This is a genomic window from Pseudomonas sp. TWR1-1-4 (assembly GCF_049897165.1).
GTDB classification, from domain to species: Bacteria; Pseudomonadota; Gammaproteobacteria; order Pseudomonadales; family Pseudomonadaceae; genus Aquipseudomonas; species Aquipseudomonas canadensis.
Genome location: NZ_JAFCVS010000005.1, coordinates 219,893 through 237,590, shown reverse-complemented (window position 1 = coordinate 237,590; position 17,698 = coordinate 219,893). Strand labels below are relative to the sequence as shown.

Here is a 17,698-nt window from a genome sequence, read left to right as displayed (position 1 = left end):
GTTTTTGTGGAGAGCAGGCTTGCCCCGCGCTGGGTGGCGAAGCCGCCCCAAAACCAGGCGACGAGTTGTACCTGTGGAAATACGGTGGCCTTATTGGGGCCGCTGCGCGCCCCAGCGCGGGGCAAGCCCGCTCACCACAACAAGCCGCCCATAGCTTTGACGCCGGCTTAGCGCTGCACGACTCGCAGATTGTTGTTCTGCTCTTTTGGGAGTACGCGCTTGGCAATCACGTAGTTCTTGTCCCAAAACGGCTTCTTCAGCGTGTCGATGCTCACCGACTTGCCACGGCGCGGTGCGTGGATGAAGCGGTCATTGCCCAGGTAGATGGCAACGTGGTTCACCTGGCGGCTCTTCAGTTTGAAGAACAGCAGGTCACCGGGTTTCAGGTCCTTGCGATCGACCTTCTGCCCGTGGCCGGCGGCCATGGCGTTGGAGGTGCGCGGCAAATCCACGGCGGCTACGTCGTTAAACGCATATTTCACCAAACCACTGCAGTCGAACCCTTTACTTGGGCTGCTGCCGCCCCAACGATAAGGAGTACCGAGCACGTTGACGGCGCGGCTGAGGACGGTGCTGCTCTGCTTGGTGTTGACGCCAACCAGGCCCGGAACTGCTTTACCGTTATGGGCCTTGCTCAGTTGAGTCGGGCGGTTGACGGTCAGCTTGACCGACTTGGCGGTGCTTGGCGTGCTGTGGACTTTAGGGGTGAAACCGTTAACGTTAGGAAGTCGTTGCTCACGATTGGTGGCGTGGGCGGCCAGTGGCATTAATAGGCAAATGGTTAGCCATGTCTTGAAAAATGGTCGCATTAGGCGTGGCTCTTGTGGGTTTGCGCGCAACTTTATAACAGCTTTTTGTGTCGTTCTCAGGCCGTTTGTCGACTGAACCTTGACGTCAAAATCAGGAAAAACGCGACGATTCGCCGCAATTGTCCTACACAAGTCAGGTGGCATAAGGCTTTCAGGGCAGGGAAGATACCATTTGCCGTACGTCGGGCGCCTGTAAAAAAGTCACAAAGAAAATGAAAAAATTTATCTATCGAGGCAAAAGAGGTACGCGATGAACACCTATCAGCAGATTGGTCCACAGCAAGACACCCACAGTAAGGTGATCGGTTACCTGCTGTGGATTTTCGGTTTTACCGGGGCGCATCGCTTCTATTACGGCAAACCCGTCACCGGCACGATCTGGTTTTTCACCTTCGGTCTGTTGGGTATTGGCTGGTTGATCGACCTGTTCCTGATCCCGGCCATGGACCGTGAAGCGGACCTGCGTTTTACCGCCGGGCCCATCGAATACAACGTGGCCTGGATACTGTTGGCGTTTCTGGGGGTATTTGGCGTGCACCGCATGTATCAGGGCAAATGGATCACCGGCCTGATCTACCTGCTGACCGGCGGCTTGTTCCTGGTGGGGGTGCTGTATGACTTCTGGACATTGAATACGCAGATTTCGATCCGCAATGCCGAACGCAATTCCGGGCGGTAAATAACCTGTAGGAGCGAGCTTGCTCGCGAAGAACGTTAACGAAAACGCAGCGCTCTCAGGTAGTCCGCGCTGCCTGTCCGTTCTTCGCGAGCAAGCTCGCTCCTACAGTGTTGGGTAGCGTCAAGCCTGGTAGCTGATGCGTCCGTCAACCAGGGTGTAACGCACCGTCGCCGGCAGGCTATGGCCGATGAACGGGCAGTTTTCACCCTTGGACAGCCACTGCTCCCCGGCAACTGTGGAGCTGGCCGGGTCGAACAGCACCAGGTCTGCCGCCGAACCCACCGCCAACTTGCCCGCCGGCAGGCGCAAGGCCTCTGCCGGGCCGCTGCTCAGGCGTGCCAGCAGCGTCGGCAAGTCCAGCAACCCATCCTCCACCAACGTCATCGCCAACGGCAGCAACAGTTCAACACTGCTGATACCCGGCTCTGTCGCGCCGAACGGTGCCAGCTTGGCATCCCGCTCATGGGGCTGGTGATGGCTGGAAATCGCCGAGACCACGCCGGACTTGATCGCCGCACGCAAACCTTCACGGTCGGCCAGGGTGCGCAGCGGCGGCTGCACGTGGTACAGGCTGGAGAAGTCGATCAGCGCTTCATCCGTCAGAATCAGCTGATACAGCGCCACATCCGCCGTCACCGGCAAGCCACGGGCCTGGGCCTGGGCGATCAAGGCCACGCCGCGAGCGCTGGTCAACTGGCTGAAGTGCGCGCGCACGCCGCTTTGTTCCACCAGCAGCAGGTCACGGGCCAGGGCCACGGTCTCGGCGGTTTCCGGAATGCCCGGCAAACCGAGGAAGCTGGCCACGGCGCCTTCATGGGCCAGGCCGCCTTCGGCCAGGTCGCGGTCCTGGGAATGGAAGATCACCGTCAGGTCGAAGGTGGCCGCGTATTCCAGCGCGCGCAGCAGCGTGCGGGTGCTGCGGAAGCTTTCCAGGCCATTGCCGAACGCTACGCAACCGGCGTCGCGCAGGGCGATCAGTTCGGCGAGTTGTTCGCCTTCCAGGCCTTTGCTCAGGGCGCCGATAGGGAACACCTTGCAATTGCCGGCTTCGCGGGCGCGGTCGAGGATCAGCTCGGTCACGGCCGAGGTGTCGAGGATCGGCTTGGTGTGGGGCGGGCAGCACAGGCTGGTCACGCCACCGGCAGCGGCGGCGCGTGTTTCGCTGATGATGTTGCCCTTGCGGCTGTAACCCGGCTCGCGCAGGGCGACGTTCAGGTCGACCAGGCCAGGCGCGGCCACCAAGCCTTTGGCGTTGATGGTTTCAGTCGCGCTGAAACCCGCAGGGGCGGCGCCGATGGCGATGAGCTTGCCGGCTTCCAAGTGCAGATCAGTAACTTGATCCAGGCCACTGGCCGGATCGATAACGCGAGCGCCAAGAATGCTGAGCTTCACTGGGCGTTCTCCTGCTCGAATTGACGTTGCGCGGTTTGCCCGCTCATGGCCATGGACAGCACGGCCATGCGGACGGCGATGCCGTAGGTGACCTGGTTCAGGATCACCGACTGAGGGCCGTCGGCCACCGCCGACTCAATCTCCACCCCACGGTTGATCGGGCCTGGGTGCATCACGATGGCATCCGGCTTGGCGCCGGCCAGGCGTGCGGTGGTCAGGCCGAACAGGCGGTAGAACTCGCCTTCGCTCGGCAGCAGGCCACCGGCCATGCGCTCGCGTTGCAGGCGCAGCATGATCACCACGTCCACATCCTTGAGGCCTGCGGCCATGTCGGTATAGACCTTTACGCCGTACTGCTCGATGCCGATCGGCAGCAGGGTTTTCGGGGCGATCACGCGGATATCCGGGCAACCCAGGGCTTTGAGGGCCAGCATGTTCGAGCGTGCAACCCGCGAGTGCAGGATGTCGCCGACAATGGCCACCGAGAGGTTTTCAAAGCTGCCCTTGTGCCGACGGATGGTGAGCATGTCGAGCATGCCCTGGGTCGGGTGGGCGTGACGGCCGTCGCCGCCGTTGATGATCGCCACCTGCGGGCACACGTGTTCGGCGATGAAGTGCGCGGCACCGGAGTCGCCGTGGCGCACCACGAACATGTCGGCGGCCATGGCCTCCAGGTTGCGCAGGGTGTCGAGCAGGGTTTCGCCCTTGCTTGCCGATGAGGTGGACACGTTCAGCGTGATCACGTCGGCCGACAGCCGCTGGGCCGCCAGTTCAAAGGTGGTGCGGGTGCGCGTGGAGTTCTCGAAGAACACATTGCAGATGGTCTTGCCGCGCAGCAGCGGGACCTTCTTCACCGCGCGGCCACCGACTTCAAGGAACGAGTCGGCGGTGTCGAGGATTTCGGTGAGCAGTTCGCGGGGCAAACCGTCGAGGGACAAGAAGTGTTGCAACTGGCCCTGAGCATTGAGCTGCAGCGGGCGCTTGGCATCGAGAGGCGTCATCGCGGGGACTCTTTACAAGGCGGTTTAAAGGGCGAGGTCTTGCAGTTCGAGTTCGAGCGGCGTGGGACCGGACAATTTTACCCGTTGGTGGGCTTGCAGCGACAGTGTGGCGCCGACCACATCCGGGCTGATCGGCAGTTCGCCGGCATCCAGGTCGAGCAGGCACACCAGGGTCACGCTGGCCGGGCGGCCGTAGTCGAACAGTTCGTTCATGGCGGCGCGGATGGTGCGGCCGCTCATCAGCACATCGTCGATCAGCACCAGGTGCTGGCCTTCGATCTCGAAAGGCAGGGCCGACGGGCGCACTTGTGGATGCAGGCCGTTCTGGCTGAAGTCGTCACGGTAGAAGGACACGTCGAGCGTGCCGAGGGGCGAGTCGCTGCCCAGTGCTTCCAGCAATGCCTGGGCCACCCACACACCACCGGTGCGAATGCCGATGAAGCGCGGCTCGCTGATGTTGCGGTGTTGCAGATGGGCCGTGAGGCTTGTGGCCATCTGGCTGATCAGTTCGGCGGGGTTCGGCAGGCTCATGCAGGCTCCTTCAGGACCTTGGCGCAGGCAAGGTCCGGGCTCAAACGTAAAAGACACTGTAGGAGCGAGCTTGCTCGCGAAGAACTCACAGGCGCCGCGTGCATCACTGGATGCGTGCGTAATCGTTGACGTTTTTCGCGAGCAAGCTCGCTCCTACAAAAAGCAATGCGGCAATTCAGGATTCAAATAAAGCAGTGTTTTCATCCAACCATCCCTGCAACAACAGGGCGGCGGCGATGGCGTCCACGGGGTTGTCGCGGTAGCTGCCCTTTTGCCCGCCACGGTCACGGCGCTCACCCTTGGCTTCAAAGGTGGTGAGGCGTTCATCGTGGGTATAGAAGGGCAGGTTGTAGCGGCCATTGAGGCGGCGGGCGAATTTTTCGGCGCGCAGGCACATGTCGCTGGGGGTGCCGTCCATGTTCAACGGCAGGCCGACCACGACCGCATCGGGCTTCCACTCTTTAATGAGGGCTTCGACCTGGTTCCAGTCCGGCACGCCGTTCTGGGCTTTCAACGTGCACAACTCGCGGGCCTGGCCGGTGATGACCTGGCCGACGGCGACGCCGATCTGTTTGGTGCCGTAGTCAAAACCCAGGATCAGTCGCAAAGCCATCAGGCGTGCCCCGCCTGGCTGGTCAACAGGCTGAGGTTGACCCGCAGTTTGGCGGCAGCCGCTTCCAGGCGCAGTTCGCTGGGCGTGTTGAACAGGATGTCGGCGTCGAAGGAGCAGGTCAGCCAGGCGTTGCTGGCGAGTTCAGCCTCCAACTGGCCGGCTTCCCAGCCCGCGTAACCGAGGGTGATCACGCTTTGCTCGGGACCCACACCGTCGGCGATGGCGAACAACACGTCCTGGGAGGTGGACAGTGACACACCTTCCAGGTCGACCGTGGCCTGGAACTTTGGCCCGGTCGGGTGCAGCACAAAACCGCGATCGGTCTGCACCGGCCCGCCGATGTAGATCGGCACGCCCTGGCAACGCGTGGGCGGATCGACTTCCGGGCGCAGTTGCTCAAGGATATCCGCCAGGTTCAGCTCTTGCGGGCGGTTGACCACCAACCCCATGGCACCATTGGCCGTGTGCTCGACGATGTAGGTCAAGGTCTGCGCAAAGTTCGGGTCGGCCATATGGGGCATGGCGATCAGGAATTGATGCTTGAGGTAGGTCGGGCTGACGTTTTTCATGTTCGATAGTGTGGCGGTGGAGGGGCGAACTGACAAGCTGGTGATGTGCCACAGGTGGCAATTGTCATCAATTGCTCGACAACCGATCGCCCTTGGCGAACTTCCAGGTGCGGATGATTTCCAGGCGGTCGACGTCGTTCAAATCACCGCTGAACGGCGCGAAAGGCGCGGCCAGGCGCACGATGCGCTGGGCGGCCTGGTCCAGCAGCGGCTGGCCGGACGACTCCAGCACCTGCACTTCATACAACGTGCCGTCGCGGTTGATTGAAACCAATAGACGCAAATTGCCGTAAATCTGCTGGCGCCTGGCTTCTTCCGGGTAGTTGAGGTTGCCGATACGCTCGACCTTCTTGCGCCACTCATCTTTGTACCAGGCACCTTTGTCGCGCATGGTCGAGGCGGCGTTGAGCCTATAGATGCGTGGGCGCTTGGCGTACAACTGTTGTTCGTTTGCCAGTTCGGCTTCGAGGCTGGAGATTTCGTCGGACAGGGTCGAGCTGTCGAAGGTCGGCGCTGGCTTTACGGGCTCGGGCGTGGGTTCGGTCTTGGTCTTTTCGCGCTGGGTCGGGGCTTTTTGCGGCTTGGGCGCGACGGTGGTCACCGCAGCCTTGGGCGCGGCCTGCTTGACCTCGGGCTTGGGCACCGGCGGCGGGGTGACTTTATTCACCTTGTTGTCCTGGAACGGCGCCACTTCGGTGGTCTTGGGCACGGCTTTCTTATCGAGGGTGCCGCTGCCTTGCTGATTGTCCTGGGCGAGGAAGTCAGCCTTCTCGGGCTTCTTTTCGCTCTTGAACGTGGCCAGGGTGATTTCCAGGGTTTTGCTGATCTGCTTGGGTTCGACCATGGTGAAACCCACGCCGAGGATCAGGGCAAGGTGAATCAACGCGGCCAGGAACAGGGTAAATCCGAGCCGATCAGCCGGGCGCACGCCGCTGGGGGAGAGTTCGGGGGGCAGGTCGGACGGGAGTGTCATGACAAAAAAACCAACATCGCGCGTTTCACAGGTGGGGCATGATAGCGCAATGTTGGTGCGTGTCCGGCTGTTCTATGTCACTTGGCTTGTAGCTTGCGCTCAATGGCGGCCATCAACATTTCGCCGATGTTCGTGCCAAATGCGTTGTCGATCTCGCGAATGCAGGTCGGGCTGGTGACGTTGATTTCAGTCAGGTTCTCGCCGATCACGTCCAGGCCGACAAACAGCAGGCCCTTTTCACGCAGGGTCGGGCCGACCTGGGCGGCAATCCAACGGTCCTTGTCCGACAGCGGGCGGGCTTCACCCCGCCCACCGGCCGCCAGGTTGCCGCGGGTCTCGCCGGCTGCCGGGATGCGCGCCAGGCAGTAATCCACCGGCTCGCCGTCGATCATCAGGATGCGCTTGTCGCCGTCCTTGATCGCCGGCAGGTAGGCCTGGCCCATGATCTGCTGGGTGCCCAGGGCGGTCAGGGTCTCCAGGATCACTGACAGGTTCGGGTCGCCTGCGCGGTGACGGAAGATCGAGGTGCCGCCCATGCCGTCCAGCGGCTTGAGGATCACATCGCCATGTTTGGCGGCGAATTCACGCAGCACATCGGCGCGGCGGCTGACCACGGTCGGCGGCGTGCACTGTGGGAACAGGGTGGCGAACAGCTTTTCATTGCAGTCGCGCAGGCTTTGCGGCTTGTTGACGATCAGCACGCCAGCGCGTTCGGCCTGTTCCAGCAGGTAGGTGGAGTAGACGAACTCCATGTCGAACGGCGGGTCCTTGCGCATCAGGATCACGTCCAGATCGCTCAGCGGGCTGTCGATTTCGTCCTGCAATTCGAACCACTTTTCAGGGTTGGCAAATACCTGCAGCGGGCGCATGCGCGCGCGGGCTTCTCCGTCGCCCTGGTAAAGATCGCGCTGTTCCATATAGAACAGGGTCCAGCCGCGGGCCTGGGCGGCCAGGAGCATGGCCAGCGAGCTGTCCTTTTTATAGGAAATGCTGGCGATAGGGTCCATGACAATGCCGACGCGAACGCTCATGGGGGATTTCCTCTAGCAAATAAGGGCGCATAAAAGTGGCGTCAGAGTGGCGCTGCGGCTGTTGTGGGTCAAGGAAAAACCACCTGGCCGGTTGCTCGATAGATTGCGCCCGGAGACTGTGCTAAAAAGACTGCCACGGCGCAGCAGCCCTTGAATTCCAAGGCTTGCGGCGCTCATCCTGTGCAACATCAGGCAGTACACACCGAAAACCGATTCGCTGTGGCGATGGCAGAGCAGATATGGAACAGCATTCCAACGCCTTGAGAGTGATGGTGATCGATGATTCGAAGACGATCCGCCGCACCGCTGAAACCTTGTTGAAGAACGTAGGGTGCGATGTCATCACGGCCATCGACGGTTTCGATGCCCTGGCCCGGATTGTTGATCATCACCCGCATATTATTTTTGTCGACATCATGATGCCGCGCCTGGATGGCTATCAGACCTGCGCGCTGGTGAAGAACAACCCGGCGTTCAAGTCGATCCCGGTGATCATGCTGTCGTCCAAGGACGGCCTGTTCGACAAGGCCAAGGGGCGCATCGTCGGTGTCGATCAGTTTTTGACCAAGCCTTTCAGCAAGGAAGAACTGCTGGGCGCGATCAAGGCCTACGTGCCGGGGTTCGCCGCAGTAGAACAAGCACACTGACACCGCCTCACAAGGGCTGGCGTCCACTTATGTAGTGGGGAAAACCATGGCACGTGTTCTGATCGTCGACGATTCGCCGACCGAAATGTACAAACTGACCGGCATGCTGGAAAAGCATGGCCACCAGGTCCTCAAGGCCGAAAACGGCGCGGACGGCGTGGCCCTGGCCCGCCAGGAAAAACCCGATGCCGTGCTGATGGACATCGTGATGCCGGGCCTCAATGGCTTCCAGGCCACCCGCCAGCTGTCCAAGGAGCCGGAAACCAACGGCATCCCGATCATCATCATCACCACCAAGGACCAGGAAACCGACAAGATCTGGGGCGCGCGCCAGGGCGCCAAGGATTACCTGACCAAGCCGGTGGATGAAGAAACCCTGATTGCCACCCTGAACAAGGTGCTGGCCGGCTGACGGTTTGCCATCATGACCGAGTCGCAAACCGCCTTCGAGCTGCTGTTGGACATCGACCGCCGCTGCCGCCTGCTGGCCGCTGACCTGCCGTCCCAGGAAACCCGCCTGCAACGCTGGAGCGGGATTGGCTTTCGCCTGGGCCAGCACTGGTATGTGGCGCCCATGGGCGAAGTCGCCGAAGTCCTGCATGAGCCGCGTTGCACGCTGATGCCCGGAGTCAAGGCCTGGGTCAAGGGCGTGGCCAACCTGCGTGGGCGCCTGTTGCCGGTGATGGACTTGGGTGGGTTCCTCGGCCTTGAGTTGTCCAAGGCGCGCAAGCAACGGCGAGTGCTGGTGGTGGAGTTCAACGACTTGTTTGTCGGGCTGCTGGTCGACGAGGTAGTGGGGATGCAGCATTTCGCACAAGACGCCTGGCGGGCGAACGCTACGCCTGACGTATCGTTTATCCAGGGCCGGTTCGACGGCGATCCGTCGTGGCAGGTGTTCAGCCCCTTTGCTCTGGCCCAGGCCCCTGGCTTCATGGATGTTGCCGCATGACCACCGCTACCGCACTCAAACCCCAGGCCGGCTCACGCAGCCGCTCGCAGATCATCGTGCTGTTCATCGCACTGATCGTGTTCATCATGTTGCTGTTCGCCAACTTCGCGTACCTCAATACCCAGTCCACCTACGACAAACAGTACATCGGCCACGCCGGTGAGCTGCGCGTGCTGTCCCAGCGCATCGCCAAGAACGCCACCGAAGCCGCCGCCGGCAAGGCTGCGGCGTTCAAGTTGCTGGGCGATGCGCGCAACGACTTCGCCCAGCGCTGGGGCTTCCTGAAAAAAGGTGACCCGGAAACCGGCCTGCCCGCCGCGCCAAGCGCGGTGCGTGCCGAAATGCGCGCGGTGCAGACCGACTGGGAAGCGCTGCTGAAAAACACCGACGCGATTCTCGCCAGCGAGCAGACCGTGCTGTCGTTGCACCAAGTGGCCGCGACCCTGGCCGAAACCGTGCCGCAACTGCAGATGGAATCGGAAAAGGTCGTCGATATACTTCTGCAACGTGGTGCCCCGGCGAGCCAGGTGGCCGTGGCCCAGCGCCAGTCACTGCTGGCCGAACGTATCCTTGGCGCGGTGAACACCGTGCTGGCCGGCGACGAAACCGCCGTGCAGGCCGCCGATGCCTTTGGCCGTGACGCCAACCGCTTCGGCCAAGTGCTCAATGGCATGCTGCAGGGCAACCCCGGTTTGCGCATCACCCAGGTCGAAGACCGCGACGCCCGCGCGCGTTTGGCGGAAATCGCCGAACTGTTCGAATTCGTTTCCGGCTCCGTGGATGAAATCCTCGAGACCTCGCCACAGTTGTTCCAGGTGCGGGCCTCGGCGAGCAATATCTTCAACCTGTCGCAAACCCTGCTCGATGAAGCCTCGCACCTGGCCACCGGGTTCGAAAACCTCGCCAGCGGGCGCAGTTTTGACACCATCGGCGGCTATGTCCTGGGCCTGCTCGCACTGACCTCGATCATTTTGATCGGCCTGGTGATGGTGCGCGAAACCAACCGCCAATTGCACGAAACCGCCGAGAAGAACGAGCGCAACCAGAATGCGATCATGCGCCTGCTGGACGAAATCGAAGACCTGGCCGACGGCGACCTCACCGTGACCGCCTCGGTGACCGAAGACTTCACCGGCACCATCGCCGACTCCATCAACTATTCCGTTGACCAATTGCGCGACCTGGTCGCCACCATCAACCTCACCGCCGGGCAAGTCGCCGGTGCCGTGCAGGACACCCAGGCCACCGCGATGCACTTGGCCCAGGCCTCGGAGCACCAGGCCCAGCAGATCGCCGAGGCGTCCACCGCGATCAACCAGATGGCCCAGTCCATCGACCAGGTCTCGGCCAACGCTGCCGAGTCCTCGGCGGTGGCAGAGCGCTCGGTGGAAATCGCCAACAAGGGCAACGAGGTGGTGCATAACACCATCCACGGCATGGACAACATTCGCGAACAGATCCAGGACACCGCCAAGCGCATCAAGCGCCTTGGCGAATCTTCCCAGGAGATTGGCGATATCGTCAGCCTGATCGACGACATTGCCGACCAGACCAACATCCTCGCCCTCAACGCCGCGATCCAGGCCAGCATGGCCGGTGACGCCGGGCGCGGCTTTGCGGTGGTGGCCGATGAAGTGCAGCGTCTGGCCGAACGTTCGTCTGCGGCCACCCGGCAGATCGAAACGCTGGTGCGGGCGATCCAAGCCGACACCAACGAAGCGGTCATCTCCATGGAGCAGACCACCACCGAAGTGGTGCGCGGCGCGCGGCTGGCCCAGGACGCCGGGGTGGCGCTGGAAGAGATCGAAGGCGTGTCGAAGACCCTGGCGGCGCTGATCCAGAGCATCTCCAACGCAGCGCAGCAACAGACTTCATCGGCCGGGCAGATATCGCTGACCATGAACGTGATCCAACAGATCACTACCCAGACCTCGTCGGGGTCGACGGCCACCGCCGAAAGCATCGGCAACCTGGCAAAAATGGCCAGCCAACTGCGCCGGTCGGTGTCGGGTTTCACCTTGCCGCCACCGAAGCAGGTCGACGATTGAAATGCAGTGTCAATGTGGGAGGGGGCTTGCCCCCGATAGCAGTGGGTCAGTCACCCAATCTTTGACTGATGCATCGCCATCGGGGGCAAGCCCCCTCCCACATTTGATCTCTATCTGTCTTGAGATCTCGTACCACCAGCAACCCACGAATTCTAAGCGGAGCAGTTATGGTTGATCGGCACGACTACGTGGCCCTCGAATGGGTCAAGGGCGACATTGCCGAAACCCTGAAACAGGCCCGTTCGGCGCTAGACGCGTACGTCGAAACCTCAGACGCCGAAGCGATCAGCGAGTGCCTGGCGTGTGTCCATCAAGTGCATGGCGCGTTGCAGATGGTCGAGTTCTACGGCGCGGCGCTGTTGGCGGAAGAAGTCGAAGCGCTGGCGCTGGCGCTGCAAGCCGGGAGTGTCGGTCAGCGCGACGAAAGCATCCGCCTGCTGCAACAGGCCCTGACTCAATTGCCGTTGTACCTTGACCGCGTGCACAGCGCCCGCCGCGACCTGCCGCTGGTGGTGTTGCCACTGCTCAATGACCTGCGCAGTGCGCGCGGCGAAAGCCTGCTGTCGGAAACCAGCCTGTTCAGCCCGCAACTGCTGACCATCGCGGCGCTGCCGGATGAGGCCCTGGCCCAACGCGCCGCGCCCGACCTGAAAGAGCAATTGCGCCAGTGGCACCAGCTTTTGCAGCAGGCGCTGGCCGGGCTGCTGCGTGAAGACCATGGCCCCAGCAACCTGGAAGACATGGCGCGGGTGTTCGCACGCCTCGAGGCACTGTGCCAAGGCGCGCCGCTGTTGCCGCTGTGGCAGGTCACCTCGGCGCTGGTCGAAGGCATGCTCACCGGCGTGATCGCCAACAGTCCGGCGTTGCGCAGTCTGCTCAAGGCCAGTGACAAGCAACTCAAACGCCTGCTGGCCCAGGGCATCGGCGGGATCAACCAGCCGGCGCCGGATGAATTGCTCAAGAGCCTGCTGTTCTATGTGGCCAAGGTCACCCGGCCGACGCCGCGCATGCAAAGCCTCAAGGAACGCTACGGCCTGGATGAAGCCTTGCCTGACAGCGCGGTGGTCGATGCCGAACGCGCCCGTCTGGCCGGGCCGGATCGCAACGCCATGGGCTCGGTGCTGGGCGCCTTGTGTGAAGAGCTGGTTCGGGTCAAAGAACGCCTCGACTTGTTCGTACGCAGCGACCGCCAGCACACCAGCGACCTTGATGCACTGCTGGCGCCGTTGCGGCAGATCGCCGACACCCTGGCGGTGCTGGGCTTCGGCCAGCCGCGTAAAGTCATCATCGACCAACTCGCCGTGGTGCTGAGCCTGGTCCAAGGCCAGCGCGAACCCAATGACGCTGTATTGATGGATGTCGCCGGCGCCTTGCTCTACGTCGAAGCCACGTTGGCGGGCATGGTTGGCACCGTCGAACCGGAAAGCCGCGAAGAAAGCCGCTTGCCCACCACCGACCTGACCCAGATCCACCAGTTGGTGATCCGTGAGTCCTGCCAGTGCCTCAAGCAGGCCAAGGAACTGGTGATCGACTGCATCGAAGCTGATTGGGATCGCCAACGCCTGGAGTCCTTGCCGGAGCTGCTGAGCCAGGTGCGTGGCGCCCTGGCGATGATTCCGTTGCCCCGCGCGGCAAGCCTGATGCGCGGCTGCACCGATTACGTCGACGAGCAGTTGATGGGCAACGATGCACCGCCTTCCGAGATGCAACTGGCGCATTTCGCCGACGTGATCAGCAGCCTGGAATATTACCTGGAGCGCATGCTCCAGGACCCGGATGCGGCGGGTGAGCGTGTGCTGGAATTGGCCACCCAAGGCTTGGCCGCACTGGGTTACCTGCCCGCCGAAAAACCCTGGCGCCAGGCCCTGGTCGTACCGGATGGCGCGCTCTCGGCCGAGGTTACGCCGAGCCAATCGCAGTTCGACGCACTCGCCAGCCCAACGTCGCGGCTGAACCCGCCGGCCCTGCAGCGCCCTGGCAGCCTGTTGCCGCCGCCGGCCGATGAAGAGCCTATCGATGATGAACTGCGCGAAGTCTTCCTTGAGGAGACCGACGAAGTCCTCGAGGTGCTGCACCGTTACCTGCCTAACAGCGCGGACAAAACCGCCCAGGCCGAAATGCGCCGCGCCTTCCACACCCTCAAAGGCAGCGGGCGCATGGTGCGCGCCCTGGTCTTGGCGGAGTTGGCCTGGGCTGTGGAGAACCTGCTGAACCGTGTGCTGGAACGCAGCGTGACCCTCGGTCCGGATGTGCAGCAGGTGCTGGATGAAGCGGTGGCCTTGCTGCCGGAGTTGATCGCTGACTTTGCCATCGACGACCAGCGTCAACGCGATGAAGTCGACGCCCTGGCCGCCCGTGCCCACGCCTTGGCCAGCGGTACACCCGCGCTGGCCGCCGAGCCTCATGATCCGATGCTGCTGGAGATTTTCCGCAACGAAGCCCAAAGCCATCTGGACAGCCTCAACCACTTCCTGCAACAGGCCGCCGAGCATGTGCCGCTGCAAGTCAGCGATGAACTGCAACGCGCCCTGCACACCCTCAAGGGCAGCGCCTATATGGCTGGCGTGCTGCCCATTGCCGAGCTGGCGCGCCCGCTCGACCACCTGACCCGTGAGTACAAGGCCCACCGCCTGCCGCTGGACCTGGACGAAGTGGAGTTGTTGCTGGAAGCCGAAGGACTGTTCCAGCGGGGTCTACGGGATCTGGAGAGCGATCCCCTGGCGCCGATCAACGGTGCAGAGGACTTGATCAGCCGCACTCAACGTTTGCTGGATCAGCAGCTTGAAGCGCTGCTCGACGTGCGCATCAAGCGCGATCCACAACTGATCGCCAACTTCCTGGCCCAGGGCATGGACATCCTGCTCGACGCCGAAAGCCTGCTGCGTCGCTGGCAGCAACACCCCGGCGATCGCCAGGAACTCACTGCGCTGCTGGATGAATTGACCACGTTGGGGGAGGGCGCGCACGTTGCCGACCTGTACGCCATCGACGCACTCTGCGAAGCCTTGCTCGACCTGTACGGCGCCGTTGAGGAAAGCAGCCTGGCGGTCAGCGAGCGGTTTTTCCATGAGGCCGAACAGGCCCATGAAGCGCTGATCAGCATGCTCGACCAACTGGCCGCCGGCCAGGAAATCAGCCCGGCGCCGGCCCGTGTCCAAGCCCTGCGTGAGCTGCTGGATGAAGCCCTCGACCCGTCCGCCACCGGCCTGATCAAAAGCGATGGCAGCCGTGCGCTGAGCATTGCCGAACTGGGTGCCGCCACACAGCAGTTGGATCACCAAACGGCGATGGACGACGAGATCGTCGAGATCTTCCTCGAAGAAGCCGTGGACATCCTCGACAGCGCCGGGCAGTCGCTCAAGCGCTGGTTGCTGGAGCCCGACAACGCCGCGCCGCTGTCGTCGTTGCAACGCGATCTGCACACCCTCAAGGGCGGTGCGCGCATGGCTGAAATCGAGCCGATTGGCGACCTGGCCCACGAGTTGGAATGCCTGTATGAAGGGCTGGTGGACCGCCGCTACAGCTACTCTGCCGAACTGTCCCACGTGCTGATGGCCAGCCATGAGCGCCTCGCCTTGCAGCTTGAAGAACTGCACCATCACCAGCCTCTGAGCGATAGCGACGAGCTGATCGCCAGGGTGCGCGCACTGCGCCAAGGCAGCGCGCCAGCGGCACCGGTCGCCGCGCCGCCGGCGTCCGGCGCCGACCCTGAGCTGCTGGATATCTTCCTCGAAGAGGCCGCAGACATCCTCGACAGCTCCAGTGCTGCGCTGTCGCGCTGGCAGGCCGAGCCCGGCAATCGCCAGGAAGTGGAGACCCTGCTGCGCGACCTGCACACCCTCAAGGGCGGCGCGCGCATGGTCGAGATTGCGCCCATTGGCGACCTGGCCCATGAGCTGGAATTTCTCTATGAAGGCCTGTCTGCCGGATTGCTCGCGCCATCCCCGGAGTTGTTCGCGTTGCTGCAAGGCTGCCATGATCGCCTGGCGCAGATGATCGACGCGGTGGCGGACGGCTTGCCGGTCGGCTCGGTGGACAAGCTCATCGAGCGCATCAAAAGCCTGGTGCACCCGAGCGATGAGCCCGTGACGCCATTAGCGTTGCCGGCGGGCAAGGCGGAGGCCGTCGTCGATCCGATGGCCGACATGGTGAAGATCTCTGCCGAGCTACTCGACGACCTGGTCAACCTGGCCGGTGAAACCTCGATCTTCCGTGGCCGCATCGAACAGCAAGTCAACGACGCACGCATCGCCCTGACCGAAGTGGAAACTACGATTGAGCGCATGCGCGACCAACTGCGTCGCCTCGACACCGAAACCCAGGGCCGCATCCTCAGCCGCCAGCAAGCCGAGGCCGAGCGCCTGGGCTATGAAGACTTCGACCCGCTGGAAATGGACCGTCATTCGCAGTTGCAGCAACTGTCTCGCGCGTTGTCCGAATCCGCCTCTGACCTGCTCGACCTCAAGGACACCCTTGAGCGCCGCAACGAAGACGCCCACGATCTGTTGCAGCAGCAGGCACGCATCAACACCGAGTTGCAGGAAGGCCTGATGCGCACGCGCATGGTGCCGTTCGAGCGCATGCTGCCGCGCCTCAAGCGCATCGTGCGCCAGGTGGCGGGTGAGCTGGGCAAGGACGTGGAATTCATTGTCGGCAATGCCGAGGGCGAGATGGACCGCAACGTGCTGGAACGCATGGCCGCGCCGCTGGAGCATATGCTGCGCAACGCCGTCGACCACGGCCTGGAGTCCCGCGATGCACGGCTGCTGGCCGGCAAGCCCGAGAAAGGTCGCATCACCCTGGACCTGACCCACGAAGGCGGCGACATCGTCTTCGACATGCGCGACGACGGCGCGGGTGTGCCGCTGGAGGCGGTGCGGCGCAAGGCGATCAAGCGCGGTTTGCTCGATCCCAATCAGGAGATCAGCGACCGCGACGTGTTGCAGTTCATCCTGCAACCGGGCTTCTCCACGGCGGAAAAGATTACGCAGATTTCCGGGCGTGGTGTGGGTATGGACGTGGTGCATGAGGAAGTGCGTCAGTTGGGCGGTTCGATGTTCATCGACTCGACGCCGGGTATGGGCGTGCACTTCCGTATTCGCCTGCCGTTCACCGTGTCGGTCAACCGCGCGCTGATGGTGCAATGTGCGGACGACCAATATGCGATCCCGCTCAACACCATCGAAGGCCTGGTGCGTGTGTTGCCCCATGAGCTGGCCGGGCACTACCAGCAAGATCCACCGCGTTATGAATACGCCGGCCAGCGTTACGAGCTGTTCTACCTAGGCGACCTGCTGCACACCGTCAGCCGCCCGAAACTGTTGGGCCAATATCAGCCGGTCCCGGTACTGCTGGTGCAATGCAACGAGCGGCGCGTGGCGATCCATGTGGACGCCATGGCCGGCACGCGGGAAATCGTGGTCAAGGGCCTGGGGCCGCAGTTTGCCGGCGTGCAGGGTTTGTCTGGCGCGACGATTCTGGGCGATGGCCGCGTGGTGTTGATCATCGACCTGCTGGCGCATATCCGCGCCCGCCCAGCGGCCTTGCCGGCGCAGTCAGTGGATGCGCCACTGATCCTCAACGACCCGCTGAAAAAGCGTCCGTTGCTGGTGCTGGTGGTGGACGACTCGGTCACCGTGCGCAAAGTCACCAGCCGCCTGCTGGAACGCAACGGCATGAACGTGCTCACCGCCAAAGACGGCATCGACGCCCTCGCCGTGCTGGAAGAGCACAGCCCGGACCTGATGCTGCTCGACATCGAAATGCCGCGCATGGACGGCTTCGAAGTCGCCACCCAAGTGCGCAACGACCCCCGGCTGATGCGCCTGCCGATCATCATGATCACCTCGCGCACCGGCCAGAAACACCGCGACCGCGCCATGGCCATCGGCGTGAATGACTACCTCGGCAAGCCGTACCAGGAATCGGTGCTGCTCGAAAGCATCGCCTACTGGAGCAAGTCCCATGCTTGACCACCGCACCAGCCAACTCACCGGCCTGCTGCTGCCCCTGGCCGACCGCCATCTGGTGCTACCCAACGTCGCCATCGCCGAACTGATCGACTTTCAGCGCGGCGAACCGGCCAGCGATGCACCGCCGTGGTATTTGCGGCAAGTGACTTGGCGCGACAGGCAAATCCCGCTGATCAGCTTTGAAGCGGTGTGCGGTGAAGCCAGCGTGACCGGCGAACGCTCGCGGATAGTGGTGTTGAACGCGTTGGGCGGGCGGCCGACGCTGAAGTTTATTGCGCTGGTGATCCAGGGGATTCCCCGGTCGTACAAGCTTGATAGTGAATTGAGCTACGTGGACGTGCCGCTGTGCCCGCTGGAGCTGGCGGCGGTGCAGGTGGGCGAGCATGTGGCGAAGGTGCCGGACCTTATGGGGCTTGAGGCCCTGCTGGTCGAATCCGGTTTGGCATAGATCCCTGTAGGAGCCGGCTTGCCGGCGATGACGGTC

The 17,698-nt window shown here is 62.7% G+C and carries 15 protein-coding genes; 7 read left to right on the top strand and 8 right to left on the bottom strand.

Features of this window, described 5'->3' with window-relative positions; all coding sequences use genetic code 11:
• Positions 1–167: 167 nt before the first annotated feature.
• On the bottom strand, positions 168–809 hold the full coding sequence (locus ACP7C6_RS16840; RefSeq protein ID WP_028618303.1) for a C40 family peptidase: 642 nt from the start codon (positions 807–809) through the stop codon (positions 168–170).
• Positions 810–1,059: 250 nt separating this feature from the next.
• Between ACP7C6_RS16840 and ACP7C6_RS16835 the strand changes: the two genes are divergently transcribed.
• Positions 1,060–1,488 carry an NINE protein gene (locus ACP7C6_RS16835; protein WP_016976040.1) on the top strand — a complete coding sequence of 143 codons (429 nt, stop codon included), beginning with the start codon at positions 1,060–1,062 and terminating at the stop codon, positions 1,486–1,488.
• Between the two features lie 120 nt (positions 1,489–1,608).
• On the opposite strand, the gene ACP7C6_RS16830 is transcribed toward ACP7C6_RS16835, so the two are convergent.
• From ACP7C6_RS16830 to gshB, 7 genes are all read right to left on the bottom strand, one after another.
• Positions 1,609–2,880: a dihydroorotase gene (locus ACP7C6_RS16830; RefSeq protein WP_426109008.1), complete on the bottom strand. Its 1,272-nt coding sequence runs from the start codon at positions 2,878–2,880 to the stop codon at positions 1,609–1,611.
• On the bottom strand, positions 2,877–3,881 hold the full coding sequence (locus ACP7C6_RS16825) for an aspartate carbamoyltransferase catalytic subunit (protein WP_016976042.1): 1,005 nt from the start codon (positions 3,879–3,881) through the stop codon (positions 2,877–2,879). The genes ACP7C6_RS16830 and ACP7C6_RS16825 overlap by 4 nt, the downstream gene beginning before the upstream one ends.
• Before the next feature lie 24 nt (positions 3,882–3,905).
• Positions 3,906–4,412 carry a bifunctional pyr operon transcriptional regulator/uracil phosphoribosyltransferase PyrR gene (gene pyrR, locus ACP7C6_RS16820; RefSeq protein ID WP_016976043.1) on the bottom strand — a complete coding sequence of 169 codons (507 nt, stop codon included), beginning with the start codon at positions 4,410–4,412 and terminating at the stop codon, positions 3,906–3,908.
• Between the two features lie 175 nt (positions 4,413–4,587).
• Entirely contained in the window at positions 4,588–5,025 is a 438-nt protein-coding gene (ruvX, locus tag ACP7C6_RS16815) for a Holliday junction resolvase RuvX (protein WP_003195067.1), read from the bottom strand.
• On the bottom strand, positions 5,025–5,594 hold the full coding sequence (locus tag ACP7C6_RS16810; protein ID WP_426109007.1) for a YqgE/AlgH family protein: 570 nt from the start codon (positions 5,592–5,594) through the stop codon (positions 5,025–5,027). Before ACP7C6_RS16810 ends, ruvX begins: the two co-directional genes overlap by 1 nt.
• Positions 5,595–5,661: 67 nt before the next feature.
• The gene (locus ACP7C6_RS16805) at positions 5,662–6,567 is read right to left on the bottom strand and encodes an energy transducer TonB (RefSeq protein WP_028618298.1); all 906 of its coding nucleotides are present in this window, start codon (positions 6,565–6,567) and stop codon (positions 5,662–5,664) included.
• Positions 6,568–6,644: 77 nt separating this feature from the next.
• Positions 6,645–7,598, bottom strand: coding sequence for a glutathione synthase (gene gshB, locus ACP7C6_RS16800; RefSeq protein WP_028618297.1), 954 nt, complete (start codon positions 7,596–7,598; stop codon positions 6,645–6,647).
• Positions 7,599–7,837: 239 nt separating this feature from the next.
• On the opposite strand from gshB, the gene pilG reads away from it, so the two are divergent.
• From pilG to ACP7C6_RS16770, 6 genes are all read left to right on the top strand, one after another.
• Positions 7,838–8,245, top strand: coding sequence for a twitching motility response regulator PilG (pilG, locus tag ACP7C6_RS16795; RefSeq protein ID WP_010564379.1), 408 nt, complete (start codon positions 7,838–7,840; stop codon positions 8,243–8,245).
• 46 nt (positions 8,246–8,291) lie between these two features.
• Positions 8,292–8,657, top strand: a complete 366-nt coding sequence (gene pilH / locus ACP7C6_RS16790; protein WP_014720320.1) for a twitching motility response regulator PilH — start codon at positions 8,292–8,294, stop codon at positions 8,655–8,657.
• 12 nt (positions 8,658–8,669) lie between these two features.
• A complete protein-coding gene (locus ACP7C6_RS16785) occupies positions 8,670–9,194 on the top strand; it encodes a chemotaxis protein CheW (RefSeq protein ID WP_028618296.1) in 525 nt (174 codons plus the stop codon).
• Positions 9,191–11,242, top strand: coding sequence for a methyl-accepting chemotaxis protein (locus ACP7C6_RS16780; RefSeq protein WP_028618295.1), 2,052 nt, complete (start codon positions 9,191–9,193; stop codon positions 11,240–11,242). Before ACP7C6_RS16785 ends, ACP7C6_RS16780 begins: the two co-directional genes overlap by 4 nt.
• Positions 11,243–11,409: 167 nt before the next feature.
• On the top strand, positions 11,410–17,214 hold the full coding sequence (locus ACP7C6_RS16775) for an Hpt domain-containing protein (protein ID WP_068937826.1): 5,805 nt from the start codon (positions 11,410–11,412) through the stop codon (positions 17,212–17,214).
• Positions 17,207–17,662 carry a chemotaxis protein CheW gene (locus ACP7C6_RS16770; protein WP_010207210.1) on the top strand — a complete coding sequence of 152 codons (456 nt, stop codon included), beginning with the start codon at positions 17,207–17,209 and terminating at the stop codon, positions 17,660–17,662. Before ACP7C6_RS16775 ends, ACP7C6_RS16770 begins: the two co-directional genes overlap by 8 nt.
• The last annotated feature ends 36 nt before the right edge of the window (positions 17,663–17,698 follow it).

Coding starts and splice junctions, on each gene's coding strand:
- ACP7C6_RS16835 (WP_016976040.1), top strand. CDS start 1,060: ATGAACACCTATCAGCAGATTGGTCCACAGCAAGACACCCACAGTAAG.
- ruvX (WP_003195067.1), bottom strand. CDS start 5,025: ATGGCTTTGCGACTGATCCTGGGTTTTGACTACGGCACCAAACAGATC.
- pilH (WP_014720320.1), top strand. CDS start 8,292: ATGGCACGTGTTCTGATCGTCGACGATTCGCCGACCGAAATGTACAAA.
- ACP7C6_RS16770 (WP_010207210.1), top strand. CDS start 17,207: ATGCTTGACCACCGCACCAGCCAACTCACCGGCCTGCTGCTGCCCCTG.
- ACP7C6_RS16840 (WP_028618303.1), bottom strand. CDS start 809: ATGCGACCATTTTTCAAGACATGGCTAACCATTTGCCTATTAATGCCA.
- ACP7C6_RS16805 (WP_028618298.1), bottom strand. CDS start 6,567: ATGACACTCCCGTCCGACCTGCCCCCCGAACTCTCCCCCAGCGGCGTG.
- gshB (WP_028618297.1), bottom strand. CDS start 7,598: ATGAGCGTTCGCGTCGGCATTGTCATGGACCCTATCGCCAGCATTTCC.
- ACP7C6_RS16775 (WP_068937826.1), top strand. CDS start 11,410: ATGGTTGATCGGCACGACTACGTGGCCCTCGAATGGGTCAAGGGCGAC.
- pyrR (WP_016976043.1), bottom strand. CDS start 4,412: ATGAGCCTGCCGAACCCCGCCGAACTGATCAGCCAGATGGCCACAAGC.
- ACP7C6_RS16785 (WP_028618296.1), top strand. CDS start 8,670: ATGACCGAGTCGCAAACCGCCTTCGAGCTGCTGTTGGACATCGACCGC.
- ACP7C6_RS16780 (WP_028618295.1), top strand. CDS start 9,191: ATGACCACCGCTACCGCACTCAAACCCCAGGCCGGCTCACGCAGCCGC.
- ACP7C6_RS16825 (WP_016976042.1), bottom strand. CDS start 3,881: ATGACGCCTCTCGATGCCAAGCGCCCGCTGCAGCTCAATGCTCAGGGC.
- ACP7C6_RS16810 (WP_426109007.1), bottom strand. CDS start 5,594: ATGAAAAACGTCAGCCCGACCTACCTCAAGCATCAATTCCTGATCGCC.
- pilG (WP_010564379.1), top strand. CDS start 7,838: ATGGAACAGCATTCCAACGCCTTGAGAGTGATGGTGATCGATGATTCG.